At 40.8% G+C, this 22796-nt stretch carries 21 protein-coding genes; 9 read left to right on the forward strand and 12 right to left on the reverse strand.

Translation table 11 applies throughout. From position 1 onward, the window contains the following. Position 1 precedes the first annotated feature (1 nt). Positions 2-391 (reverse strand): response regulator, encoded by a 390-nt coding sequence (locus tag PP181_RS03950; protein ID WP_272636053.1) that lies wholly within the window; start codon positions 389-391, stop codon positions 2-4. Between the two features lie 301 nt (positions 392-692). On the opposite strand from PP181_RS03950, the gene PP181_RS03955 reads away from it, so the two are divergent. Continuing rightward, positions 693-1160, forward strand: a complete 468-nt coding sequence (locus PP181_RS03955) for an ankyrin repeat domain-containing protein (RefSeq protein ID WP_272636054.1) — start codon at positions 693-695, stop codon at positions 1158-1160. A 47-nt stretch (positions 1161-1207) separates the two neighbouring features. Next, entirely contained in the window at positions 1208-1978 is a 771-nt protein-coding gene (locus PP181_RS03960; RefSeq protein ID WP_272636055.1) for an amidohydrolase, read from the forward strand. On the opposite strand, the gene PP181_RS03965 is transcribed toward PP181_RS03960, so the two are convergent. From PP181_RS03965 to PP181_RS03975, 3 genes are read right to left on the reverse strand one after another with little or no spacing between them, the layout of a single operon-like run. After that, positions 1970-2644, reverse strand: a complete 675-nt coding sequence (locus PP181_RS03965; RefSeq protein WP_138256871.1) for a hypothetical protein — start codon at positions 2642-2644, stop codon at positions 1970-1972. The genes PP181_RS03960 and PP181_RS03965 overlap by 9 nt on opposite strands. A gap of 11 nt (positions 2645-2655) precedes the next feature. Then, positions 2656-4272 carry an Ig-like domain-containing protein gene (locus PP181_RS03970; protein WP_272636056.1) on the reverse strand — a complete coding sequence of 539 codons (1617 nt, stop codon included), beginning with the start codon at positions 4270-4272 and terminating at the stop codon, positions 2656-2658. Positions 4273-4315: 43 nt separating this feature from the next. After that, a complete protein-coding gene (locus PP181_RS03975; RefSeq protein WP_272636057.1) occupies positions 4316-4891 on the reverse strand; it encodes a ComF family protein in 576 nt (191 codons plus the stop codon). Between the two features lie 156 nt (positions 4892-5047). On the opposite strand from PP181_RS03975, the gene PP181_RS03980 reads away from it, so the two are divergent. Both PP181_RS03980 and PP181_RS03985 read left to right on the forward strand, forming a co-directional pair. Next, positions 5048-5959 carry a hypothetical protein gene (locus PP181_RS03980; RefSeq protein WP_317129161.1) on the forward strand — a complete coding sequence of 304 codons (912 nt, stop codon included), beginning with the start codon at positions 5048-5050 and terminating at the stop codon, positions 5957-5959. Between the two features lie 37 nt (positions 5960-5996). Next, on the forward strand, positions 5997-7544 hold the full coding sequence (locus PP181_RS03985; protein ID WP_154917926.1) for a glycine--tRNA ligase: 1548 nt from the start codon (positions 5997-5999) through the stop codon (positions 7542-7544). Here the strand turns inward: PP181_RS03985 and PP181_RS03990 are convergent. Together PP181_RS03990 and PP181_RS03995 are read right to left on the reverse strand one after the other, a co-directional pair. Next, complete coding sequence (locus PP181_RS03990; protein WP_272636058.1) at positions 7541-9631, reverse strand: TonB-dependent receptor family protein; 2091 nt, start codon at positions 9629-9631, stop codon at positions 7541-7543. The genes PP181_RS03985 and PP181_RS03990 overlap by 4 nt on opposite strands. 18 nt (positions 9632-9649) lie before the next feature. After that, positions 9650-10171, reverse strand: coding sequence for a hypothetical protein (locus PP181_RS03995; RefSeq protein ID WP_246160836.1), 522 nt, complete (start codon positions 10169-10171; stop codon positions 9650-9652). Between the two features lie 129 nt (positions 10172-10300). Between PP181_RS03995 and PP181_RS04000 the strand changes: the two genes are divergently transcribed. Next, the gene (locus PP181_RS04000; protein WP_154918531.1) at positions 10301-11065 is read left to right on the forward strand and encodes an exodeoxyribonuclease III; all 765 of its coding nucleotides are present in this window, start codon (positions 10301-10303) and stop codon (positions 11063-11065) included. Between the two features lie 77 nt (positions 11066-11142). Next, the gene (locus tag PP181_RS04005) at positions 11143-12183 is read left to right on the forward strand and encodes an aldo/keto reductase (protein WP_272636059.1); all 1041 of its coding nucleotides are present in this window, start codon (positions 11143-11145) and stop codon (positions 12181-12183) included. A 563-nt stretch (positions 12184-12746) separates the two neighbouring features. On the opposite strand, the gene radA is transcribed toward PP181_RS04005, so the two are convergent. The 6 genes from radA to panC form a co-directional block, all read right to left on the reverse strand. Then, on the reverse strand, positions 12747-14108 hold the full coding sequence (radA, locus tag PP181_RS04010) for a DNA repair protein RadA (RefSeq protein WP_272636060.1): 1362 nt from the start codon (positions 14106-14108) through the stop codon (positions 12747-12749). Positions 14109-14327: 219 nt separating this feature from the next. Further along, positions 14328-14498, reverse strand: coding sequence for a hypothetical protein (locus PP181_RS04015; protein ID WP_161598219.1), 171 nt, complete (start codon positions 14496-14498; stop codon positions 14328-14330). Between the two features lie 66 nt (positions 14499-14564). After that, positions 14565-15707, reverse strand: coding sequence for an alpha/beta hydrolase (locus tag PP181_RS04020; protein ID WP_272636061.1), 1143 nt, complete (start codon positions 15705-15707; stop codon positions 14565-14567). A 26-nt stretch (positions 15708-15733) separates the two neighbouring features. Then, entirely contained in the window at positions 15734-16699 is a 966-nt protein-coding gene (locus tag PP181_RS04025) for a lysylphosphatidylglycerol synthase transmembrane domain-containing protein (RefSeq protein ID WP_154917931.1), read from the reverse strand. Positions 16700-16788: 89 nt separating this feature from the next. Then, a complete protein-coding gene (gene panD / locus PP181_RS04030; protein WP_099545342.1) occupies positions 16789-17139 on the reverse strand; it encodes an aspartate 1-decarboxylase in 351 nt (116 codons plus the stop codon). Between the two features lie 13 nt (positions 17140-17152). After that, positions 17153-17998, reverse strand: a complete 846-nt coding sequence (gene panC / locus PP181_RS04035; protein WP_138256879.1) for a pantoate--beta-alanine ligase — start codon at positions 17996-17998, stop codon at positions 17153-17155. Positions 17999-18101: 103 nt separating this feature from the next. On the opposite strand from panC, the gene PP181_RS04040 reads away from it, so the two are divergent. The 3 genes from PP181_RS04040 (at position 18102) to glmS (ending at position 22794) form a co-directional block, all read left to right on the forward strand. After that, complete coding sequence (locus PP181_RS04040; RefSeq protein ID WP_154917933.1) at positions 18102-18911, forward strand: glycogen/starch synthase; 810 nt, start codon at positions 18102-18104, stop codon at positions 18909-18911. A 5-nt stretch (positions 18912-18916) separates the two neighbouring features. Continuing rightward, the gene (locus PP181_RS04045) at positions 18917-20809 is read left to right on the forward strand and encodes a DUF4270 family protein (protein ID WP_272636062.1); all 1893 of its coding nucleotides are present in this window, start codon (positions 18917-18919) and stop codon (positions 20807-20809) included. A gap of 140 nt (positions 20810-20949) precedes the next feature. Continuing rightward, entirely contained in the window at positions 20950-22794 is a 1845-nt protein-coding gene (gene glmS / locus PP181_RS04050) for a glutamine--fructose-6-phosphate transaminase (isomerizing) (RefSeq protein WP_154917935.1), read from the forward strand. Positions 22795-22796 lie beyond the last annotated feature (2 nt).

A 22796-nucleotide genomic window follows, 5' to 3' on the forward strand; every position in this document is an offset into this window, starting at 1 on the left:
CTTACGCTACCTTCTCTAAGGATTCGGCCGTTAAGGGTTTGACCAAATAGGCAGTTACGGAAGCATAGTTATGTGCCTTTGCCATATTCTCAGGGCTTACAAAGGAACTTACAATATAGACCTTTACATTTTCTCGTTGGTGTTTGGGAATGTTTTGAAACTCTTCCAAAAAGGCCCATCCATCTTTGTTGGGCATATTAAGGTCTAAAAAGATAATTTCCGGTAAGGGAATGTTTTCGATCAAAAGCCCCACGAGACTATCTATGGCTTCCTGTCCATCTGCATACCAGAGAACGTTTTCACAAAACCCTATTTGCTTCATGAGTTTTTTTGTGTTGAAGGCAAAAAACTCATCATCATCAATTATACAACAGCTATCAATCCTACTCATGAAAAACGAAACTCAAAATCCAAGGAACCATATCAGGGAAAAATTATCCCTATTAAAGTATGGTTTGTTTTGTTCTAAAAATTGGCGTAAAACTAAGAATTATAACCACACCTTCACTGATAAAAATCAGGTTTTGAATGCTTTTAGTTAAATTGACAAAAATCATAAGCCTAGATTATAGAATAAAGTAGGCGACTTGTTAATTTTAATATGATATTTGAATATATGAGCTTTAAATCAGCGTTTATAATTAATATATTAAAAAGTATTTTTTGACAAAACCCTATTTTTTACCATACTAATGGAACACAATATTTACAATTATATCAGGAACGGAAATTTGGAAGGTGTACAAGATGCTTTAAACGATAATCCAGGGCTTGTTAGCTCCAAAGATGAAAGGGGCTCCACTCCGCTGTTATTGGCTACCTATTACGACCGTTTAGAAATAACCAAATTGTTACTTGATTACGGGGCGGATATTAATGCGCAGGATGCTACCGGAAACACCCCATTAATGGGGGTCTGTTTTAAAGGATATTTGGAAATTGCCAAACTTCTGATCGATAACGGGGCAAAATTGGATGTACAGAACACCATGGGGGCCACGGCTCTTGTTTATGCAGCCATGTTCGATAAATATGAGATTGCCAAGCTTTTAGTTATAAATGGTGCCGACCAAAGTACAAAGGATCAGAGAGGTAATACGGCATTGAACCATGCGAAAACAAAAGGCAACCCTAAATTAATCGATTTACTGCAAGGGTAATTGAATGGGCAACTTCCTTAAAGTATAGTGTGAAGACTTGATACAACATGAAAAACGAACTTAGGATTACCCTAATACAATCTCCCATTATTTGGGAGCAGCCTGCCTTGAACAGGAATTCATTTGCCGCCAAGATCGATACTATAAATGGTGTGGATCTAATCGTTCTTCCAGAAATGTTTACTACCGGATTTACCATGTCACCCGAAAATTTGGATGTTGAAGAAGGAGGAATCACGGTAAATTGGATGAAGGAAATGGCCAAAAAAACAAAGGCCGCCATTGTAGGTAGCATCGTTTATACTGAAAACGGACTTCATTATAACCGACTTTTTTTTGTTACCCCAAAGGGTGAGGTTTGGCAGTATGATAAACGACACACCTTTACATTGGCAGGAGAAAATGAAAAATATCAGGCCGGTAAGCAACATTTGATTATTAACTATAAAGGTTTCAAATTGAACTTTATGATCTGTTACGATCTAAGGTTTCCTGTTTGGAGTAGAAATACGTTGGATTACGATGTTCTATTGTATGTAGCGAATTGGCCCAAACCGCGGATTGAAGCCTGGGATACCTTGTTAAAGGCAAGAGCTATTGAGAATATGAGCTATTGTATAGGGGTGAATAGGATAGGTAGCGATGAAAAGGGATTGGAGTATGTTGGACATTCAGCGGCCTATGATGCACTTGGTCAACAATTGGTTTTTTCGGAGAAGGAAGAAATTCTTCAAGTGACAATTGATAAAAGACACATATCCAAAACCAGGGACAATTTAAAATTCCTTCAGGACAGGGATATGTTCCGTCTACTGTGAGTTAAGTATTGAAAATAACTTAATCAAGTCTTCCTCTTTTCTAGCGGATAATTTTTCTTTTTTAAGAATTTCCATAATGCTGGAAGGCAACTCTGATTTCATGGTTCGTTTGTTTGTGGGTAGTTCTGCCACCTGTCCTTCCTCTCTATTAAAATAGAATTGATGAACTATTTCGACTTTATCTACACTTTCAATATTTAAAAGTTTGGCGTCTGATGGCGCTTTGTTAATCTTAATATCGAAAACCTTATAAAGATTGTATTTTCCTTGAGCAAGGATTTCAGCAAAAATTGGCTTATTTCTTTTTCCTAAGTGAAGGGGGACTAAATTCTTTCCATTTAACTGAACTTTTATTCCTTTTGTGGGATACAACGCCGAAATTTCCTTATCCTTTAAAATTTCTATTTCACCGTGATAGACATTAAAGCGCGCTAGTATTTTTATTCTTTTTTTATTTGATAAATCTATAATGGTAGCTTGTTCCCATTCTTCACTTATGTAGATACTACCCACAATCTTATTACCGCTTATTTCAGAAACTCTTAAAAAAGGAACGTCTAAATTTCCTGTTTGAAAGGTTCCTCCTTCTTCATTTACTAAATTAGGTTGCGACCATGTAGAGACAATGGTAAATAAAAAATGGATTAAAAAGAAAATTCTATTCATTTGATAAGTAATTAATTAAGAATTGTAAAAGTAATGTTCTCTATCCAGTTGGCGCGCATCTCAATGGTAGTAGGGTAATAGGACACCTTTTCTGGCTGAATTCTTTTGAGGTAGTTTCCCGTATCCCATTGTCCATTATTGTTTGTATCGAAAATGGCTCGGATCAAATATTTTCCGGGACTTATATGATTAAATTCAAAAACCTTAGGTTCTGTTGCAATCTGCGTCCTTTGCACCTCGCCTTTTTCGTTGGTCAGTTCAAGTATTACTGGGTATTCTATAGATTCACCAGTTAAATTAACAGATAGGTTTCCGTAGTCCGCATAACTCTTGGTGTTCAGGTTAAAATTGATGGAATCGTTTGTTGTACCGAAAAAGTCCACAATAGCACCAGGAATCATCTGAACTTTATATTTTTCATTCGCATCCACCTTGAACTCAATATTAACCTGATTTTCCAAAGAGTCCAGGACCGCGGTGTGGATTACTTGTAAAGTATCCTGCTTGAACACCTCAATTTTTGTAGTGTCTAAGGATTCTATGGGCGTGTTCGCCAGTAGTGAAAAGCGTTCCCCAAAGTTCAATGTACCCGTACGGCTGGGAGTCAATTTAAGGGAATCAATGCCTACCTTCCTACTTTTCACCTTAAACGTATCTATAAGTTTTAGGTGCTCGTTCTTCACTGTAAACAACAGGGAATCCATATCATACGGTGTAAACCAAAAGTTCAGGGTATCCTTATCCCTTTCTTTTAGGATTTTTGTTTTCACGGTATCCGGAATAGGGGAAATGGTATTCAGTTCTATATCCTTCCCATCCCCGTAATATCCAAAGCTGATTTTATTTTTTGCCGCATAAGTGGGAACGGCAATACCGTAGTCCGGGACTTCCCTAAAAAGATTTAGAAGGTAAATGGAATCCGTTGGTAGCCGGACGGTATCCTTAATAAAGCCGATTTTATCCGTATTCTGGTCAAAAACGTTGTTTTTGGTCTGGTCCTTTATCGCAAAAAGGGCATAGGTTCCTTCCTTTAAGTTTTTCAAATTAAAGATGATCGTACTGTCCAAGGTGTTGGTAATGTAATTGGGAGGTCTTTTGTAAACGGTAGAATCTGTATAACTGGAATCGATACTGTAAAGCATTACACTGATAAAATCATCGGCCTCTTTGTTGAAAGCGTCCTTCACAACACCTTGTAGTTCCAAGGAGTCAATGTAGTCGCCCGTGGAAAAAACATAGGATAAGAATGGGTTTGGATTTCCTTCGTTATTGTCTACGATACTTTGCCCAAAATTTATGGTATAGGTCGTATTTTCCTTTAATGTATCCTGTATGACAATTTCAACAAATTTGTTGGCACCACCCTGAGGGCTTAACAATGGCTGATATTTTAAGGGAGGTGAAACAATCAATTGCTCCTGTACTTTCTCCAATTTTACAAGCTCATCAAAATAGAGACGTATTTTTTTTCCTTCAAAGTTGGTACTCATGTTCTCAGGTTCGGCACGTAATAGAACAGGGGGAGTAACATCTTTTGGCCCACCTGTGGGCGTTCCTTTTCTTGCACATTGATAGAATGCCGTAATTGAAAGTAAAATGAATATGTAGCCTAGGATTCTACGGAACATGGAACAAAATTATAGGACAAAGAAACAATATATTCCCCAGATATTACTCCACGACCGCAATGCTCGCTATAAATAGGGTGGTACCTTCTATTTTTAATAGCGCTTCACCACATAGTTCCATGGTAGCTCCTGTGGTAATCACATCATCGACCAATAAAATGGTCTTGTTCTTTAAAATTTCGGTATCGGTTACGGTGTAAAGGGATTTATTGTCGTACCATCTGGCCAATCTGTTTTTCTTGGTCTGTGTCCTTGTGTTTGCAGTTTTGGTCAGAACTTGGTCTAAATATTCAGATCCAATATGTGCTGCCAATCGTTTTGCGAATAAGGCCGTTTGGTTATAGCTTCTTTTTTTAAGTCTTTTCCTGTGTAAGGGAACAGGGATTACAAAATCTATTTTTGGAAGGTAGTCGTTTTCCTTTAGGAGTTGTCCGTACCAATCGCCCAAAAACGCCCCAATGTGCTCTTGATTTTTATATTTTAGGTTATGAATAAGGTTTTTTACGATGCCATAATCCGAAAAATGAAGGAAGGAACTCGCTTTTTTTATGTTAATTCTACCATAAAAGATACGATCTACAGGATTTTCTTCGTTAAAGGTGTAATCGGTGAGTGGCAATTGGTGTCGACAAACGGTACACAATAGCTTCTCTCCTCTAATTAATCTGTCATTACATCCAAAACATGGGTGAGGGAATAGGAGGGTGTTTATATCATTTGCTATATTTGACAGCTTGGCGAGAAACATTTCTTGCTTCATTATTTAACCTACTAAATGCCCATTTATTGGATGGACAATCAAGATACTAAATTCAATTATAAAATAATACTTGCCGCTATGGCCGCTGTTATAATTGGTATCCTAATTGCCTTTTACTACAGTCATGCACAATCCAAATCTGAAATAAGTTTCCTGGAACAACAAAAGGATGTTCTGGTGAAGGACCTTACATTGATGAAGGCCGACTTGGACCGACTTTCTGCGTTGAACGAAATGAACGATATAGAGCTTCAAGATGCGAAGTTCCAAGTGCAACAACTTAAGGATTCAGTAGGGAGGCTAAATTTTACTATCGACAGGCTTAGGGAATTTAAGTCGGAACTACGAAGACTGGAAGCCAAAAACGATAGTCTAAAGCTTAAGAACAATTTTCTTAGGTATAACAATTTGCTGTTGACGGACAAATACGACGAGGCCAGAAAGCAAATTGAGCTTTTGCAGGCGAACAGCAACAGTCTGGCAGAGGCAGAGGCCCTACAGCGAAGAAAAATCATGGAACTCAATCAGCAGCTAAAGGTCAAGAACTACCTAAACATGGACTATTCAGAAGGTAGCGGTTTCAGGTTGAGGGGGTCCCGTCCCGTTGGTACCAATAAGGCATCTACCATTGAAAAACTTCGTGGTTGTGTTACCGTGTTGGCAGATCCGGACGTAGCCCGATCCGAGAAAGTTATCTATCTCCAATTCTTGGATCCTAACAAACAGATTGTAGAGGACAATGCCAATACGATTACGGTAAATGGTAATGTTTATAGTAAAAGGGTTGAATTTCAATATTTTGGAGAAGAAACCTCCATCTGTGATTACGTAACCGTTCCGGAAGGCTCCTTAAAGGAAGGAACCTACACATTAAACGTTTTTGAGGACGAACGCCTAATTACCTCCTCAGAATTTCAATTAAAATAAATTCCCTTCTTTTTGGCTAATATTCTATTTTTGCCGCATGGCAAATCAAGAAGATATTTTTAAGAAGGTAATTTCCCATGCAAAGGAATATGGTTATGTATTCCAATCCAGTGAAATTTATGATGGTTTAAGCGCCGTATACGACTATGGCCATAACGGTGTAGAGCTTAAGAACAATATACGTCAGTATTGGTGGAAGGCCATGGTTCAATTGAACGAGAATATTGTGGGCATCGATGCAGCCATATTCATGCACCCAACTACATGGAAGGCATCTGGGCACGTAGATGCCTTTAATGACCCGTTGATAGACAATAAGGACTCCAAAAAACGATACCGGGCAGATGTCCTCATTGAGGATTACGTAGGTAAAATCGATGCTAAAATAGAAAAGGAGGTCGCCAAGGCCGAAAAACGTTTTGGTGAAAACTTCAACAAACAGAAATTTTTGGAGACCAACCCTAGGGTAGTCGAATATTTGGAACAGGGGAAAAGTATCTTAAGCCGAATGGCAAAGTCCCTGGAGAAAGAAGATTTGGCCGATGTTAAGGCCTTGATCGAGGAATTGGATATTGCATGCCCAATGTCTGGATCCAAGAATTGGACGGACGTAAAACAGTTCAACCTCATGTTCGGGACCAAGTTGGGCGCTAGTGCGGAAAATGCCATGGACCTATACTTGCGACCTGAAACGGCCCAAGGAATTTTTGTAAACTTTTTGAACGTACAAAAGGCGGGAAGAATGAAGATTCCGTTTGGAATTGCCCAAACAGGAAAGGCCTTTAGGAACGAGATTGTCGCAAGACAGTTTATCTTCCGTATGCGGGAGTTCGAGCAGATGGAAATGCAGTTCTTTATACAACCCGGAACCCAACAGGAATGGTACGAACATTGGAAGGAACATCGAATGAAATGGCACCTTTCCCTAGGTATGGGAGAAGACAACTATAGGTTCCATGACCATGAAAAATTAGCCCACTATGCGGATGCGGCTGCGGATATTGAATTCCGTTTCCCTTTTGGGTTCAAGGAATTGGAAGGTATCCATTCCAGAACCGATTTCGATTTGGGAAGCCATGAAAAATACTCAGGAAAGAAACTACAGTACTTTGACCATGAGACCAATCGAAACTATGTTCCATACGTACTGGAAACGTCCATTGGTCTAGATCGAATGTTCTTGGCGGTCTTCTCCAATTCGCTTCAAGAGGAGGAATTGGAAAACGGTACTTCTAGGACCGTTTTAAAACTTCCGGCAGTTCTGGCACCTACCAAAGCCGCTATTTTGCCGTTGGTAAAAAAGGATGGATTACCGAAGGTAGCGCAACAGATTATGGATGAACTTAAATGGGACTTCAATGTAACGTACGATGAAAAAGATGCCGTGGGCAGACGCTACAGAAGGCAGGATGCGAATGGCACCCCATTTTGTATCACTGTGGACCATCAGACTTTGGAAGACCAAACGGTTACCATTCGTCATAGGGATTCCATGGATCAGGAACGCGTTGCCATTTCAGCATTGAAAGGGATCATTCACGAGGCCGTGGATATGCGTACCTGGCTTCAAAAAATGGAGGCCTAAAGGGCGTAGGCCACATTAAGTGCGCCGTAATAGTTCCGGCCGTCTCCCGGATAATAATAGCGAGGTTCCGCACCGCCAAATCCCTGTGTGTTTATCAGCACCGAACGTGCATAGAGTACATCGAATGCATTATTGACGCCAAAGTCCACGCCCAAGGTGAATTTTGGCGTTAGTTTTTTCCGATATCCGGCTCGGAAATTCACCAAATTGAAGGCATCGCTATAAACATCGTTGGCATCCGTTAAGGGAATACTACCTACGTGTTGGTAGATAAGGTTGAGGTAAAAATGGGTAAAGAAGCGATTTTGGAGGCCCATGGTCAACCGATGTTTTGGCACACCGGTCAACTCGTTACGGGAATAGTCAATGCCGCCGTCCACAAAATCCGTGAACCTATGGTGGTTTAGATTGTAGTTGACAAACGGATTTATCTGAACTACAGAGGTGGATGAAAAAAGCGAGTAGTCCACTCCAAGCTCCACGCCTTGGTGCTTGGACGACCCGGCATTTTTTTCAATAAATTGGTCGTCCCCTACCTGTTCCCTGATCAATAAATTATTGATATCCATTTGATAGAGGGTCAGGTTGATACGCAGTCGGTTTTGATCAAAAAGAAGATTGGTTCCAATTTCGTAGTTTGTGCCGGTTTCCTGTTTGATATCTGGATTGATGATGCCTTCCGGGGTCAAGGTACGTTCAAGGCTAGGATTCGTAAAACCCCTACTAATGTTGGCATACAATTCCTGATTAGTGCCTAAGGAATAGTTTAGGGTTAGACTCGGTAGCAGGATAGGGTCAAAATCCCTGCTTCCACTATTGTTTGCGTTCCCAACATTGAACCTGTCCTGAAGATCGAAGGCCGTTTTGTTGAGGTTGAGGCCCAATTGCGCCGAGAATGCATTTGTAAATGGATATTGTAATGAAGTAAAAACGTTCCATTGTCCCCTAAATTCCTTATTTCGGGCAAACTGCGCGCCTTTTAAACTGCCGTTCCCATCGTTTTCCTGATATAGATTTTCAAACTCGTCCCAATCATATTCATCCTTGTAAAGTTCCGCTCCAAAGGAAAAATCGGCATTTTTTTCAAAGAGGGTTAAATCCCCTGAAAACAGGGTTCTAAACCCAAATCCATTGGTAATTTCCTCCAAGATGCCAAAAGGTCGCGCTTCTGTCTTATCCAAATAACTGTAAAAGAAACTGGTGGTATTATTAAATCGGGCCGAAAATTCATGGTTTAGGGATACCCCCAAAAGTGTCTGGTTGTTCGTTTCGTAACCGCGGGAGGTCCTCCAGGTAAACGTGGCCTGCGTAGGGTCTTCGTTGAATGCCGTAATTCCCAAGGAACTAGGTATTTGGGCCGTGTAGTCGATATGGTTCACCAATAGTGAGAGCTTGTTTTTGGGATTCAGTTGATAGGATGTATTAAGGAGGAATCCGTCGCGCTCAAAGTTGTTGTTTTCGCGGTATCCATCGGTTTCCAAATGGCCGTATTGCAGGTTCAAACGAAGTTTCCCATCGAAATGGTTAAAGGCCAGATTATTTTTTAAAAGGTTAAAGGAACCTAGGGTAAAGTTGTTACTAAAATTCGTGGACCTTCCCAAAGCTTCCTTTGGAGTGAGGATAATGGCACCCCCAAGATTGGTCCCAAATTCCGTTCCCTTAGGTCCTTTCACTACTTCTATTTGGCCCAAATTCTCCAGGTCATAAGCCTCAATGGTGGACGAACCCGTTCCGTTGGTCACGGGAATCTCGTTGTAGTAAAGCCTGAGTTTATTCGTGCCGAACAACGTTCTGGCGCCTATGCCCCTAATGGTAATCCTGTTGGTGTTCAAGGCACCGGAAAGTACATAGACCCCGGGGATTTGGTTCATGGAGGATACAATGTCTACCGGACTATAATTTTGAAAGGTTTTGGCCGATATTACTTCCGATGGCGTAATACCCATCACCTTATTGTTCTTCAAAGCATCAATAAGGATCACTTCTTCCAGTTGGGTGATACTGTCCTTGTTTATGGGATCTTGGGCCTTTGCAAACAGTGTGGTTAATAGAACTAAGAAGGGTAGGTATTTCATCAATCTTCGCATAAAATGCGAAGTTATGGTTTAAAATCTAAAACCAATAGAGAGTCCGCCCCTAAACATAAATGCATTTTGAAAATCTTCCGGGTTTATATTTCGGCCCATACCTCCATGGATTTCCAAGGTAAAACGGTCGCTTCGGGTGACCCACTTATTACCTATTCCTAGACCTAGGGCGGTAGTGCCATAGTCGTTGTTTCTAGCTCCCAAGGTTGTACTATCCACATCATTTTTACCGGTGTAATACAGTCCAAATACTTCGGCAAAAAAACCGCTTCGGGGTATATAGCCAAAATAAGCGCGAAGGTTAGGTCCAATGCCAAAGTTACCGTTGTAATCGGTCGCATCGCCATTAAAATAAAGGGTTCCCCCAATACTCGTATCCTCGGTAAAAAAATATTCATACGAACCTTCCACCGTGGAGGTGGCCAAAAATTGACCAATATTGAATTTTATTTCGTGATTCTTTTCAAATCTGGGATAGGCCTGTGCCATTATAGAGCTGGTAAAACCTAGACTCATAATCAGGCATAAAAAATATCTCATGACGTATGTTTTCTAATTCTTAGAGTGGTAATCAAAGGTCGTTCCAAAGAGGACAAAGTTAGGATTTAGGTAGCCATACTTGGGAATATTTGGGTAGGCTTTTCTATTTTTGGCCCAAAGGCACTTATGATGAAGATCGTTTCCTACAATGTAAATGGTATCAGGGCGGCATTGCGAAAGGATTTTTTACCGTGGTTGAAAGCGGTGGATCCAGATGTGGTCTGTCTTCAGGAAACAAAGGCGAACAAGGAACAGTTGGATTTATCGCTTTTTGAATTGGCCGGATATCCGTACCATTATTGGTTCAGTGCACAGAAAAAGGGCTATAGCGGGGTTGCCATCCTGTCCAAACAAAAACCGGATGAAGTGCTCTACGGTACGGGTATAGACTATATGGATTTTGAGGGCCGAAATATTACCGCCCATTTTGGGGATGTTGCCGTAATGAGCATGTACCTGCCATCGGGTACCAACTTAGCCCGTCTGGAACACAAACTGACCTATATGTCAGACTTTCAAAAGTTTGCGGACGAGTTTCGGAAAAAACATCCAAATTTTATTGTTTTGGGGGATTACAACATTTGCCACAAGGCCATCGATATTCATAATCCTGTGGGTCTCCAGAACGTGTCGGGTTTTTTGCCGGTGGAAAGGGAATGGATTGGAAATTTTATCAAGAGCGGTTTTATAGACAGTTTTAGGCATTTCAATAAGGAACCTGAAAATTATACTTGGTGGAGCTACAGGGCGAACGCCAGAAATAATAACAAGGGATGGCGTTTGGACTACGGAATGGTTTCTGAACCCCTAACCGAAAAATTAGAACGTTCCGTTATTTTATCCGAAGCCAAACACAGCGATCATTGTCCCATTTTACTGGAACTTAACGTTTGATTTAAACAACTTCAAGGCGAGTACCGTTCCTATTTCGTAATTTTAAGATTTTAAATTGATAATCTGCCGCATTTAATATGAAATATACCCACCTTCCCCATACCGATGTTGAAGTCAGTAAAATATGCCTAGGAACCATGACCTGGGGCAACCAAAATACCGAAGCCGAAGGGCATGAACAAATGGATTATGCCTTGGACCAGGGCATCAATTTTTTTGATACGGCGGAACTGTACCCCATTCCGGCACATCCGGATAGACACTCCCTGACCGAAAAAATAATCGGTACTTGGTTTAAGAAAAATGGCAACAGGGACAAGGTCGTTTTGGCGAGTAAGATTGCCGGCAAGGCCGATTTTACGAAGTTTATCAGAACCACCGGATTTACCCGTGCATCCATCATAGAAGCTTTGGAGGGAAGTTTAAAACGGTTACAGACCGATTATATAGACCTATATCAATTGCATTGGCCGGAGCGCAATACCAACTATTTTGGTCAACGGGGCTATACCCACCAGGTAACCGACTATTGGGAGGACAATATTCACCAAGTTTTAGAAACCCTACAGGATTTGATGCGCGAGGGGAAAATACGCCACGTAGGTATTTCCAATGAAACGCCTTGGGGTACCATGCGTTTTTTGGAGGAAAGCAAGGTTCACGCCTCATTACCTAGAATGATTACCATTCAAAACCCCTATAGTTTGCTCAACCGGTTGTTCGAAGTTGGCATGGCCGAAATTTCCATGCGGGAGAACATTGGCCTATTGGCCTATTCCCCCTTGGGCTTTGGTGTATTGAGCGGAAAGTATTTGGGTAATAGATTGCCGGAAGGTTCCCGTATCGCCTTATTTCCCAACTACAAAAGATACAGCTCCGATACTGCGGTAAAAGCTACCCAGAAATATTATGAACTGGCACAGGAACATAATATTTCCTTGGCCCAAATGGCTCTGGCCTACGTGAACACTAGACCCTTTCTGACCAGTAATATTATTGGCTCCACCACCATGAAACAGCTACAGGAAAATATTGGAAGTATCGATATAACCCTGACTCCTGAAATCATGGAGGACATCGAAAAAATTCATAACGAACATCCTAATCCTGCACCGTAATGATGGATCTATTGGTTTTTCTAAGAGTTGGCTTTTGGCAAGTAGCCTTGATCATTGTGGTCATTATAATCATTTTGACCTTATCTAGGATTATGAGGGATAGGAGGTAGTATATTTAAAATAGAAATATAACAACTTGAAACTATATACATTTGTTGGTAATAATTTTGAAAATGACTTAAAAAAACGTGACTACAGAATGGAATAGTTATATCCCTAAAAGCCTTCTGGTTTTTGCTACTGGCGTATTATTACTCGGTATAGGCATTGTTTGGTTGTTACATAAACTAAATAAGGAAAACAAAAAAGATATAACTGAAATGGAAACCAAACATGACTATAGTTACAGAATGGAAACCAATATTGAAATTTAGTGACTTATTATTACTGGAGTTGTATTGATTATTTACAGTATCAAAACAGAAGACTATTCAGATTCTACTATTGATAAAATTTTAATTGATTCATACTCTTATAAAACTACGCCCAACACGCGTTATAATCAATGACCAAAAAGCATTGACCTGATAGGGGTCACCAATTATAGCGCTATCGTTCCAATATTATCCAAACAAGCTACTTACCACATCCTCAATCTTGGCGGCCAGCTGCACCTTGATTTTGGTGTTTTTTAATCCAATTTTATTGTTTTTGGAAACGAAGATGGTGGTGTAGCCCAGTTTTTCGGCTTCCAGAATACGCTGCTCCACCCGTTGTACGGGTCGGATTTCCCCGGCCAGTCCCACTTCCGCGGCAAAACAGATGCCCTTTTCAATGGGAATGTCCTCGTTGCTGGATAATATAGCGGCAATTACCGCAAGGTCAATGGCGGGGTCGTCTACGGAAATTCCCCCGGTAATGTTCAGGAAAACATCTTTGGCACCCAATTTAAATCCGGCCCTTTTTTCCAACACGGCCAAAAGCATGTTCAAGCGTTTGGCATTGTATCCGGTGGTGGAACGTTGGGGCGTACCATACACTGCCGTACTTACCAATGCCTGTATTTCTATCAACAAAGGCCGCATACCTTCCACCGTAGAGGCAATGGCGGTTCCGCTCAGGTCTTCATCGTTCTTGGAGACCAATACTTCGGAGGGGTTGTTTACTTCTCTTAGTCCGCTGCCCTGCATTTCATAAATGCCCAATTCCGCCGTAGATCCGAATCGGTTTTTTAGGGAACGAAGGATTCGGTAGACGTAGTTTCGGTCGCCTTCAAACTGCAGGACGGTATCTACCATGTGTTCCAAAATCTTGGGTCCCGCAATGGAACCGTCTTTTGTGATATGACCTATCAGTATCACCGGTGTATTGGTTTCCTTGGCAAACTTGATAAGCTCCGCTGTACATTCCCTGATCTGCGAAATACTCCCCGCGGCCGATTCAATATAATCCGAATGTAAGGTCTGAATGGAATCGACGACCACAATATCGGGTTCCGTAGCCTCAATTTGCTTAAAGATATTCTGGGTCTTGGTTTCCTTGAGGATATAACAGGTTTCGCTATTGGGATGGATGCGATCCGCCCGCATCTTGATCTGTTTCTGGCTTTCCTCACCGGAAACATACAGGGTTCTGTACGGCAGTTTCAGGGCAATCTGTAAAAGGAGCGTACTTTTTCCCACGCCCGGTTCTCCGCCCAAAAGTACCAAGGCCCCTGGTACGAGACCACCCCCAAGCACTCTGTTGAATTCTTGGTCGAACGTGTTGAGTCGGAGTTCCTTTTCAACACTTATTTCATGTACCAACAAGGGTTTGGAGGCCCTTTTGGCTGTGGAATTGCTAGGTTTCCAACTGGTTTTCTCATCTTTTTGAACCACTTCCTCAACGACCGTATTCCATTCCTTGCAAGCGGAACACTGTCCCACCCATTTTGCATATTGCGTGCCGCAATTCTGACAAAAGAAAGCGGTTTTAGTTTTGGCCATTGGTAACTTCCTTGATTCGCGCTAAGGTACCAATACCATTTCCAATTTAAAAATGAGCCAATTTACTTTTTCATTTTCCCTATGCCTTCATTGTGAAAATTGCAAAGAACCTTGGCTATTAGCAATATCCATGGCTTCGGCAATGAAAATAGCAACCGCGTAAATTTTGGCACATTCCTCAACAACAATTGGTATGTGAAGTTTAAAAAGGAGAATCCGTTATTCCTCTTCGGATTGTTTTTTCTTGAATTCCCAGATGGCCATAAAAAAGGAGGCCCATGCCAAGAATAGGGAAAGAATGCTCAACACCAATAGTTTATCGCCTTTAAGGCCATAGTAAGTAAAATACACGCCAGCACAGGCGTAGTATTTAAAGATGCCTTTAAACATAATTGTAGGTTGTAGGTTAGATTTGGGATCTAAGTTTATATTTGGGTTTGCGGTTTTTGGTGTAGGTTAGAAACCAAAATCCGCTTTTAATGCGTCCATTTTTTCCAATGCCATTTCTTTAGTTAAAAAATCGATTTCATCCATCTGAAAAGCCTTTTCAAAGGTCTTCAATGCTTTTTTGGGCTCTCCCAATTGCTCGTAATATTCTCCTTCAAAATAAAAGCCCAACATGGTATCTGGATATTCCTTTTTGCATAATTCCGAAAGCGATTTTAAGGATTCCAAATCTTCTTTCTTTCGGGTGGCGGCATAGATGGCCATGATGTCGTTCAGTTCCACCGGCTTACTAAAGCCGAACAAATCCACAATGCCCTGATACTTGTTTTCAAGATATTGGTATACGGGTTCATCCGAAGTCAAAATTTGGGTTTTATATTCCTTTGGGCTTATCGGCTTGAACATGCCAAATACATTATCGAAGGCCTTTCCAATGCCGTAGGTAGCGACGGAAATATGGTCTGCTTTATCGTATTTGTCAAAGAAATAATGGAGGGTTTCCTTGTTCAAGGCCCTTATCCCGGTATCCAATGCCATAATTTTTTGAGTATCGTCAGTTTGCTCGCCTTCAACGATCAATTGATAGAACATTTGTTTATCAAAGGTGTTTAAACGCGATGGCACCCTGCTTTCCATTTCTGGGGCCAAGGTAGGGGAGATGCTTACATAGGCATCAAAGACCGAGTTGTCCTTGAAAAGCCAATAATTCTGAAAGTTTGCTGAAATATCGTACCCGAATATCATTTTAAAAGGCGCGGTGCTGTAATTTAAATCCAAATAGGGAATCAGCTCCATTCCTATGAACTCATAGAATTTTTTTCCTTTTTCGCTGGGAAGTCCGTTTTCTGGATCAAAGGCACAATCCTCCAAACGGATGCCGTTTTCACTTTGGTTTACGCCAACAACGATACTTTCTGGCATGCCGTGAAACCGACTGTAATATTTTGAAGTGGCCACTACCTGATCAAACAGGTAATTGGCATCCAAGACGACAATTAAAGGATATTTCTTGTTTTCATCCATATTTGGAGGAAAGTAGTATTGAACATCCCTTCTTTCCTGAAGTTTGAAGGATTCAAAAATTTCTTGGGTGGTTTGGGCCTGGGCAAAAGACACCAATAGAAGTGTCAGAGTAGTAATAAAATGACGCATAATAGGTTATTGGACAGAAGATTTGGTTATTTATTTCTGTTCAATAACGGTAATAGGATAAAAGATATTGCACCAAAGACGATGTTCATGAGGGTTTGTGCGATCCACATAATCCACCCAAAGGCGTCCCCGGATACGGAGCTTATTCCAAAGAGCCCCAAAGCCTTGCTCACCAATATGGGGAAAAGACCCACACCGCCATTTGTGGTAGCCATGGCGAAAGCTCCAAAGACAAAGGCGACCATGATTTCATTAAGGGACAGATGGGCGGTTTCCGGCACTGTAAATTTTATGACCCACATCATACCAATGTAGCACGCCCAAATGAGGATAGTATGAAAAACGAAAGCCCATTTTTTCCTCATTTTAAAAATGCTGAAGACACCATCCAACAATCCTTTTATAAACATCTTGATTTTTTTGGCGATTGCGTTTTTTGATTTTTTGATGAACAAAAAGAAAATCAGGACTGCCGCGAATCCTGCAATTCCAAGGATTATCAGTCCGCTGGCATTGAATCCGCGTTGTTCAAAAAAGGTGATGATAATATCAGTCTGTAAAAAGAGCGTGATTATGACCACGATCAATAGCATGATCAAATCGATAACACGTTCCGTAACGATGGTTCCAAAGCCTTTTTCAAAGGGAACGCCTTCATAAGTGGTTAAGGCCGTTGCCCTTAAAATTTCACCCGTGCGCGGCACCCCTAAATTGGCCAGATAGGCCATAAAGATCATTAAAATATTGTTGATCAACTTTGGTCTGTAACCCAAAGGTTCCAACAAATAGTTCCATCGAATGGCCCTTGAAACATGACCTATGATACCCAAAAGCAATGAAATGGAAACCCAGAAAACATCGGCTTCCTTGATGTAAAAAAGAATCTGCTCCCTGTTTTCCGGTGAAGTCTTTAAATACCAATACAGTACTAAAAACACCCCAATAAGTATAGGCACGATCAGTTTAAGGGTCTTTTTCAAGGATGGGTTCACAATGTTTGGGTATGGACGTCTAAAGTAAGCAAGTATTCTTCATTGAAATGACACTTGAACTAAAAATGTAGAAAATGGTGCTGGCAAACCTATTTTAAAAGGTTGGTCTTTTCATCCGGGAATACAAGGCTAGGATTAAAGGTTTTGGCTTCCTCTAAGGGCATCCAGGCATAGGTAATCAGAATTAAGACGTCCCCAACCGCTACTTTTCTGGCCGCGGCTCCGTTCAAAGTAATTTCGCCACTGTTTCTGGGTCCAGGTATGACGTAGGTTTCCAAACGCTCCCCGTTGTCGTTGTTTACGATCTGAACTTTTTCTCCTTGTATAATATTGGCAGCATCCATCAAGTCTTCGTCAATGGTAATGCTCCCTATATAATTTAGGTCGGCTCCGGTTACCTTTACACGATGAATCTTGGACTTTACTACTTGTACTTGCATGGGACAAAATTAGTCAATTGAGTGCTATATTGTCAATTAGCCTTATATCTTCGGCATAAACGGCAATAAACGCCCTATATTTTTTATTCTTTACTTTTCTTTTTAACGGGCTCAGTGTTTCCACATCGGCAATCTCAAAATATTCCATTTCAAAATCCTCCTCTTTAAGAAACTGGTTTTTTACCCATTCCTTCACTTTTAAAGCACTTTTCGTGCCAAATTTTTCCTTGGCAGTTTGCAATGTCTTAAAGATGAACCCGGCCTTTAGTCGTATGTTTTCGCTTAACCTTTCATTTCTAGAACTCATGGCCAAACCGTGGTCTTCTCTTACAATTGGACAGGGGATAATATTCACGGGTATTTTCTGTATTTCCACGAGTTTTTTAATGATGCGGAGTTGTTGAAAGTCCTTCTCGCCAAAATAGGCATTGTTTGGTTGGATCAAACTGAACAACTGTTCCACGATGGTGCCCACACCATTAAAATGGTCGTCTCTAAATTCCCCTTCCATCACGTTGTCCAATCCTTGGAAATCATATTTTTTAGGCCTAACGGATTGCGCATAGATTTCTTCCACCGATGGAGCAAAGACGATAATATCCGGATCAACACTTTCTATAAGTTCTAGGTCCTTGGAGAGGTCTTTGGGATATTTTACAAGGTCTTCCTTATTATTGAATTGTGTTGGGTTGACAAAAATACTAACTACTACCCGGTCATTTTCCTGTACGGCCTTTTTGACCAGGGCAAGATGACCTTTATGTAGTGCACCCATGGTAGGAACAAGTCCCAATGTGTTTGAAGAAGGGGTGCGATTTAAAATTTTATCAAGTTCCTTTTTTGTCTCGATAGGGCGCATGCGAAATCGTGATTAGCGAGCAAACTTACTATAAATACTGGTAATCTCTATATTTTTTGTAATTTTGCACCTGCGTTTCCGTGAAAAATAAAATATAGTTTTTATGAATGGTAAAAAGGTATTGTTTGTATCTTCTGAATTAGTCCCTTACCTCCCCGAAAATGAAGTTTCACATATGTCCTATGAGGCACCCAGAATGGTAAACAGTAACGGGGGCCAAATTAGGATTTTTATGCCCAGGTACGGTAACATTAACGAAAGAAGGCATCAATTACACGAAGTTATCAGATTGTCCGGCATGAACCTGGTCATAAACGATATGGACATGCCATTGATAATTAAGGTAGCTTCCATACCTAGGGAGCGCATACAGGTGTATTTCATAGATAACGAGGAATATTTTAAAAGAAAGGCAACCTTTGCCGATAAAAAGGGCGAGTTGTTTCCGGATAATGATCAGCGGGCCATATTTTTTGCAAAAGGAGTGATGGAAACTGTTAAAAAACTGAATTGGTCTCCAGATATCATTCACGTGCATGGATGGATGGCTAGTTTGTTGCCGCTTTATCTTAAAAAGTATTATGCGGATGAGCCTCTTTTCGCGGATAGTAAAATCGTACTCTCCGTTTATGGTAAGACTTTTGAAGGTGAGCTGGATAAGGACATGATCAAGAGAATTGCTTTTGATGGAATTCCAGAGGAAGAAATCGCCTCCTTGGAAAGCCCCTCCTATAATAATTTGTTAAAAGTTGCCGTCGATTATTCCGATGCCATTATTTTAGCCTCGGAAGAAATTCCAGAAGACCTAACAACACATATTTCCAATCAAGAAAAACCTGTGTTAGAATATGTTCCAATCCAAGAATTTGAGGAAGCATATGCTAATTTTTACAACACGGAAGTTTTAAAATAATCTGAATGAACATTTTTCATAAGCGGGCTTTACCCCTATTATTTGGGGTTTTCATAATATGTACGATATTTTTTTCCTGCGAACAAGACCTCACTACCATAGGTGCAGGAGTAACAGGTGAAAACCCATTTTCAACAGGAAAAGAGGTGTACGATGTCTTTGCATATAACCGCAATATTGAAGCGGTAAGAACAAATAAACTGCCGATTTACCAACTTGGAATCTACAATGATCCCGTTTATGGCAAGACAACAGCTACTATTACATCGCAGCTAAATTTACCAACTACCAACCCCACATTTGGGGTGCTTTCCCAAAGAATCGAGGATGATGCTGAAAATGACGACTCGGCGACTACCATTAATGAACAGGAAACCGTGAAGGAAGTCTACCTTTATATCCCGTATTTAACCAAGGCGATTTCAAGGGACACTGATAATGATGGTGTAGCCGATGAGTTTGATGATCTTCCTGAGGATCCAACGAATGATAGTGATGGTGATGGAGCCACAAATGCTGAAGAAAGAACGGCCAATACAGATCCCTTGGATGACCAAAGTGTGGATTTGGATTTGGATGGACTCAACGACACTGATGATTCCCAAATATTTGCAAATAATTTTCCCACTACGGTAGATTTGGACAGCATTTATGTGAATGCAAAGAATTATGATGATGTGGTCAAACCTGTAGCCATAGGTTTAAAAGTTCAGCGTTCTACATATTTTCTAAGGGATTTGGATCCTAACACCAATTTTCAAGAAGCGCAACAATATTATTCTAGCCAACAATTTGCACCAACCTTCGTTTCAGACGTATTGTACGACTCGGATATGGATGGAGAAATTACTGTAGATAACAGGGAAATATTAATACCTGGCGAGGATGATGAAGATACGGAAGATACGGATGAGTCTTTAATCTTTACGAAATTGGACCCTGGTATTCGCGTGCCTTTGGATACCGAATTTTTTCAGGATAACATTTTGGATATGGAAGGTAAGCCTGAGCTTTTGAGTCAGTCGAATTTTTCGGAATTTATTAGAGGTATCCATTTATCATTATTGGAATCGATTGGCGATCCAACACTATTGCTGTTGGACTTGACACAAGCCAATATTACCATCAACTACTCTTATCTAGCTTACGACTCTGAACTGGGCGAGGCGGAAGAACGTGAGGGCACATTTACCTTAAACCTATTGACGGGCACTGCTGCAGCTGGTTTTTCAGGAAATGCCGTGAATACTTTTATGAACGAAAATTATCCACAAGATGTTTTAGATTCCTTTGATACCAACATGAATGCATCCAGAATATTCTTGAAGGGGGGTGCAGGTATCACGTCTGAAATAGAACTTTTTGAGCCAGACAACGCCGAAAATATATTGGAGCAAATACGGGCCAACAATTGGATAATTAACGAAGCCAATCTTGTATTTTATGTGGATAGGAGTTATCCAGGTATGGGTGCTGAACCTGCAGAACCACCCCGTCTCTATTTGTATAATTCAGAAACTAATAGTCCTTTGTACAATGTGAACACAGAACCACTACCAAGTTCCCTAAATCCACTTGCAACATACCCAAATTATGATGGGGTCCTTGTGGAGGAAAATGGCCTTGGGGTAAAATATACGGTTAGAATCACGGACCATATAAATAACCTTATCGTTAGGGATTCTGTAAATAGTACATTGGGTTTAACGCTTACTACGAATATTCAAATATCAAATGTCACAAATGCCATTTTTGCCAATGGTGTTGAAGAGGATATTCCCGTGACCTCCAATCTAACACCCTTAGGTACTGTTTTGTTCGGGAGTAATATCCCGGAATCCGACCCAAATTATGATAAAAGATTAAGGTTGGAAATAAGTTATACTAGAACGGAGTAGGTACTTTATAAGAGCCTATCAGATTTTTTTCATTTAATGTATACACTTTAAAGGATTTATTCGTTCAATAAACTGATAACTTATTGAACTTTTGTTCGTTGGATTAAATTTGAACTACTTTTATAATTTAATAATATAATATGTGCGGAATAGTCGGCTACATTGGACATAGGGATGCCTTCCCAATAATCATAAAAGGATTACAGCGCTTGGAGTATCGGGGATATGATAGTGCTGGGATTGCCTTATTTGATGGCAGTCAAATCAATTTGGTAAAGACTAAGGGCAAGGTCGAGGATTTAAAGCAGAAGGCTAACAGTATTTCCCAAGAAGGTTCTATAGGTATCGGTCATACAAGATGGGCAACGCATGGGGTACCCAACGACGTGAATTCCCATCCACACTACTCCAATTCCGGTGATTTGGTCATCATACACAATGGAATTATCGAGAACTATGAATCCATTAAAAAGGAGTTGACCAAAAGGGGATATACTTTTGCCTCGGATACGGATACGGAGGTTTTGGTAAATCTTATTGAGGAAGTGAAGAAAACAGAGGATGTCAAATTGGGCCAGGCCGTCCAAATAGCTTTGAACCAAGTAGTTGGGGCATATGCCATCGCAGTTTTCGATAGAAGGAAGCCAGATGAAATCGTAGTTGCGAAATTGGGAAGTCCTTTGGCTATCGGAATAGGGGAGAATGAATTCTTTATAGCTTCCGATGCGTCCCCTTTTATCGAATTCACAAATAACGCCGTCTATTTGGAAGATGAAGAGATGGCCATAGTACGACTCGGTAAGGAGATAAAACTTAGAAAGATCAAAAATGATGCCGTTGCCTATCCACGGATTTTAGAACTTCAAATGAATTTGGAGGAAATTGAAAAAGGAGGCTACGATCATTTCATGTTGAAGGAAATATATGAACAGCCAAGGGCCATAAAGGATACCTATAGGGGAAGACTCTTGGCCGATCAAGGAATCATCCGCATGGCAGGAATCGACCAGAACTTGGAAAAGTTCATGAATGCCAATAGAATCATTATTGTAGCCTGCGGTACCTCTTGGCATGCCGGTCTTGTGGCAGAATATATTTTTGAGGATTTGGCCAGGATTCCCGTTGAAGTAGAGTACGCTTCGGAATTTAGATACCGAAATCCTGTTATTACGGAAAAGGATGTGTTAATTGCCATTTCCCAATCCGGTGAAACTGCAGATACCTTGGCAGCCATAAAGTTGGCCAAGGAGAAAGGAGCCTTTGTTTTTGGGGTATGTAACGTTGTAGGTTCCTCCATAGCGCGCGAATCAGATGCCGGAGCCTATACGCATGCCGGTCCAGAAATCGGGGTGGCATCCACAAAAGCCTTTACTACCCAGATTACGGTATTGACTTTGTTGGCCCTAAAACTGGCCAAGGAGAAAGGAACTTTTTCGGAAACAAAGTTCCACGAATTCCTTACCGAGCTCGAGACCATCCCTAATAAGGTTGAAAAAGCACTGGAGGCGAATCCTTTGATCGAGGTTATTTCAGATGTATATAAGGACTCTTCCAATTGTCTTTATTTAGGTAGGGGGTACAATTTTCCGGTTGCCTTGGAAGGTGCTTTGAAACTTAAGGAAATCAGCTATATTCACGCGGAAGGCTATCCTGCTGCAGAAATGAAGCACGGTCCTATTGCCTTGATAGACGAACAAATGCCCGTTTTTGTTATTGCAACAAAAAAGGGACATTATGAAAAAGTGGTCAGTAACATCCAGGAAATAAAATCCAGAAAGGGAAAAATCATAGCGATCGTTACCGAAGGTGATGAGCAAGTAAAGGAATTGGCGGACCATGTTATTGAGGTTCCAGAAACCTTGGAAAGTCTTTCACCCTTATTGACTACCATACCCTTACAATTACTTTCATACCATATAGCGGTCATGCGAGGTTGTAATGTAGACCAACCAAGAAACTTGGCCAAGTCGGTTACTGTAGAGTAAAA

It is taken from the genome of Maribacter sp. PR66, from assembly GCF_028464205.1.
Lineage (GTDB): Bacteria > Bacteroidota > Bacteroidia > Flavobacteriales > Flavobacteriaceae > Maribacter > Maribacter flavus.

What these genes read in the sequence shown, in the direction of transcription:
- PP181_RS03955 (WP_272636054.1), top strand. Translation starts at nt 693, where the DNA reads ATGGAACACAATATTTACAATTATATCAGGAACGGAAATTTGGAAGGT.
- PP181_RS03995 (WP_246160836.1), bottom strand. Translation starts at nt 10,171, where the DNA reads ATGAGATATTTTTTATGCCTGATTATGAGTCTAGGTTTTACCAGCTCT.
- PP181_RS03980 (WP_317129161.1), top strand. Translation starts at nt 5,048, where the DNA reads ATGCCCATTTATTGGATGGACAATCAAGATACTAAATTCAATTATAAA.
- PP181_RS04005 (WP_272636059.1), top strand. Translation starts at nt 11,143, where the DNA reads ATGAAATATACCCACCTTCCCCATACCGATGTTGAAGTCAGTAAAATA.
- PP181_RS03965 (WP_138256871.1), bottom strand. Translation starts at nt 2,644, where the DNA reads ATGAATAGAATTTTCTTTTTAATCCATTTTTTATTTACCATTGTCTCT.
- PP181_RS04015 (WP_161598219.1), bottom strand. Translation starts at nt 14,498, where the DNA reads ATGTTTAAAGGCATCTTTAAATACTACGCCTGTGCTGGCGTGTATTTT.
- PP181_RS04000 (WP_154918531.1), top strand. Translation starts at nt 10,301, where the DNA reads ATGAAGATCGTTTCCTACAATGTAAATGGTATCAGGGCGGCATTGCGA.
- PP181_RS04045 (WP_272636062.1), top strand. Translation starts at nt 18,917, where the DNA reads ATGAACATTTTTCATAAGCGGGCTTTACCCCTATTATTTGGGGTTTTC.
- PP181_RS03970 (WP_272636056.1), bottom strand. Translation starts at nt 4,272, where the DNA reads ATGTTCCGTAGAATCCTAGGCTACATATTCATTTTACTTTCAATTACG.
- PP181_RS03950 (WP_272636053.1), bottom strand. Translation starts at nt 391, where the DNA reads ATGAGTAGGATTGATAGCTGTTGTATAATTGATGATGATGAGTTTTTT.
- PP181_RS04040 (WP_154917933.1), top strand. Translation starts at nt 18,102, where the DNA reads ATGAATGGTAAAAAGGTATTGTTTGTATCTTCTGAATTAGTCCCTTAC.
- PP181_RS03985 (WP_154917926.1), top strand. Translation starts at nt 5,997, where the DNA reads ATGGCAAATCAAGAAGATATTTTTAAGAAGGTAATTTCCCATGCAAAG.
- radA (WP_272636060.1), bottom strand. Translation starts at nt 14,108, where the DNA reads ATGGCCAAAACTAAAACCGCTTTCTTTTGTCAGAATTGCGGCACGCAA.
- panC (WP_138256879.1), bottom strand. Translation starts at nt 17,998, where the DNA reads ATGCGCCCTATCGAGACAAAAAAGGAACTTGATAAAATTTTAAATCGC.
- panD (WP_099545342.1), bottom strand. Translation starts at nt 17,139, where the DNA reads ATGCAAGTACAAGTAGTAAAGTCCAAGATTCATCGTGTAAAGGTAACC.
- PP181_RS04020 (WP_272636061.1), bottom strand. Translation starts at nt 15,707, where the DNA reads ATGCGTCATTTTATTACTACTCTGACACTTCTATTGGTGTCTTTTGCC.
- glmS (WP_154917935.1), top strand. Translation starts at nt 20,950, where the DNA reads ATGTGCGGAATAGTCGGCTACATTGGACATAGGGATGCCTTCCCAATA.
- PP181_RS03990 (WP_272636058.1), bottom strand. Translation starts at nt 9,631, where the DNA reads ATGCGAAGATTGATGAAATACCTACCCTTCTTAGTTCTATTAACCACA.
- PP181_RS03960 (WP_272636055.1), top strand. Translation starts at nt 1,208, where the DNA reads ATGAAAAACGAACTTAGGATTACCCTAATACAATCTCCCATTATTTGG.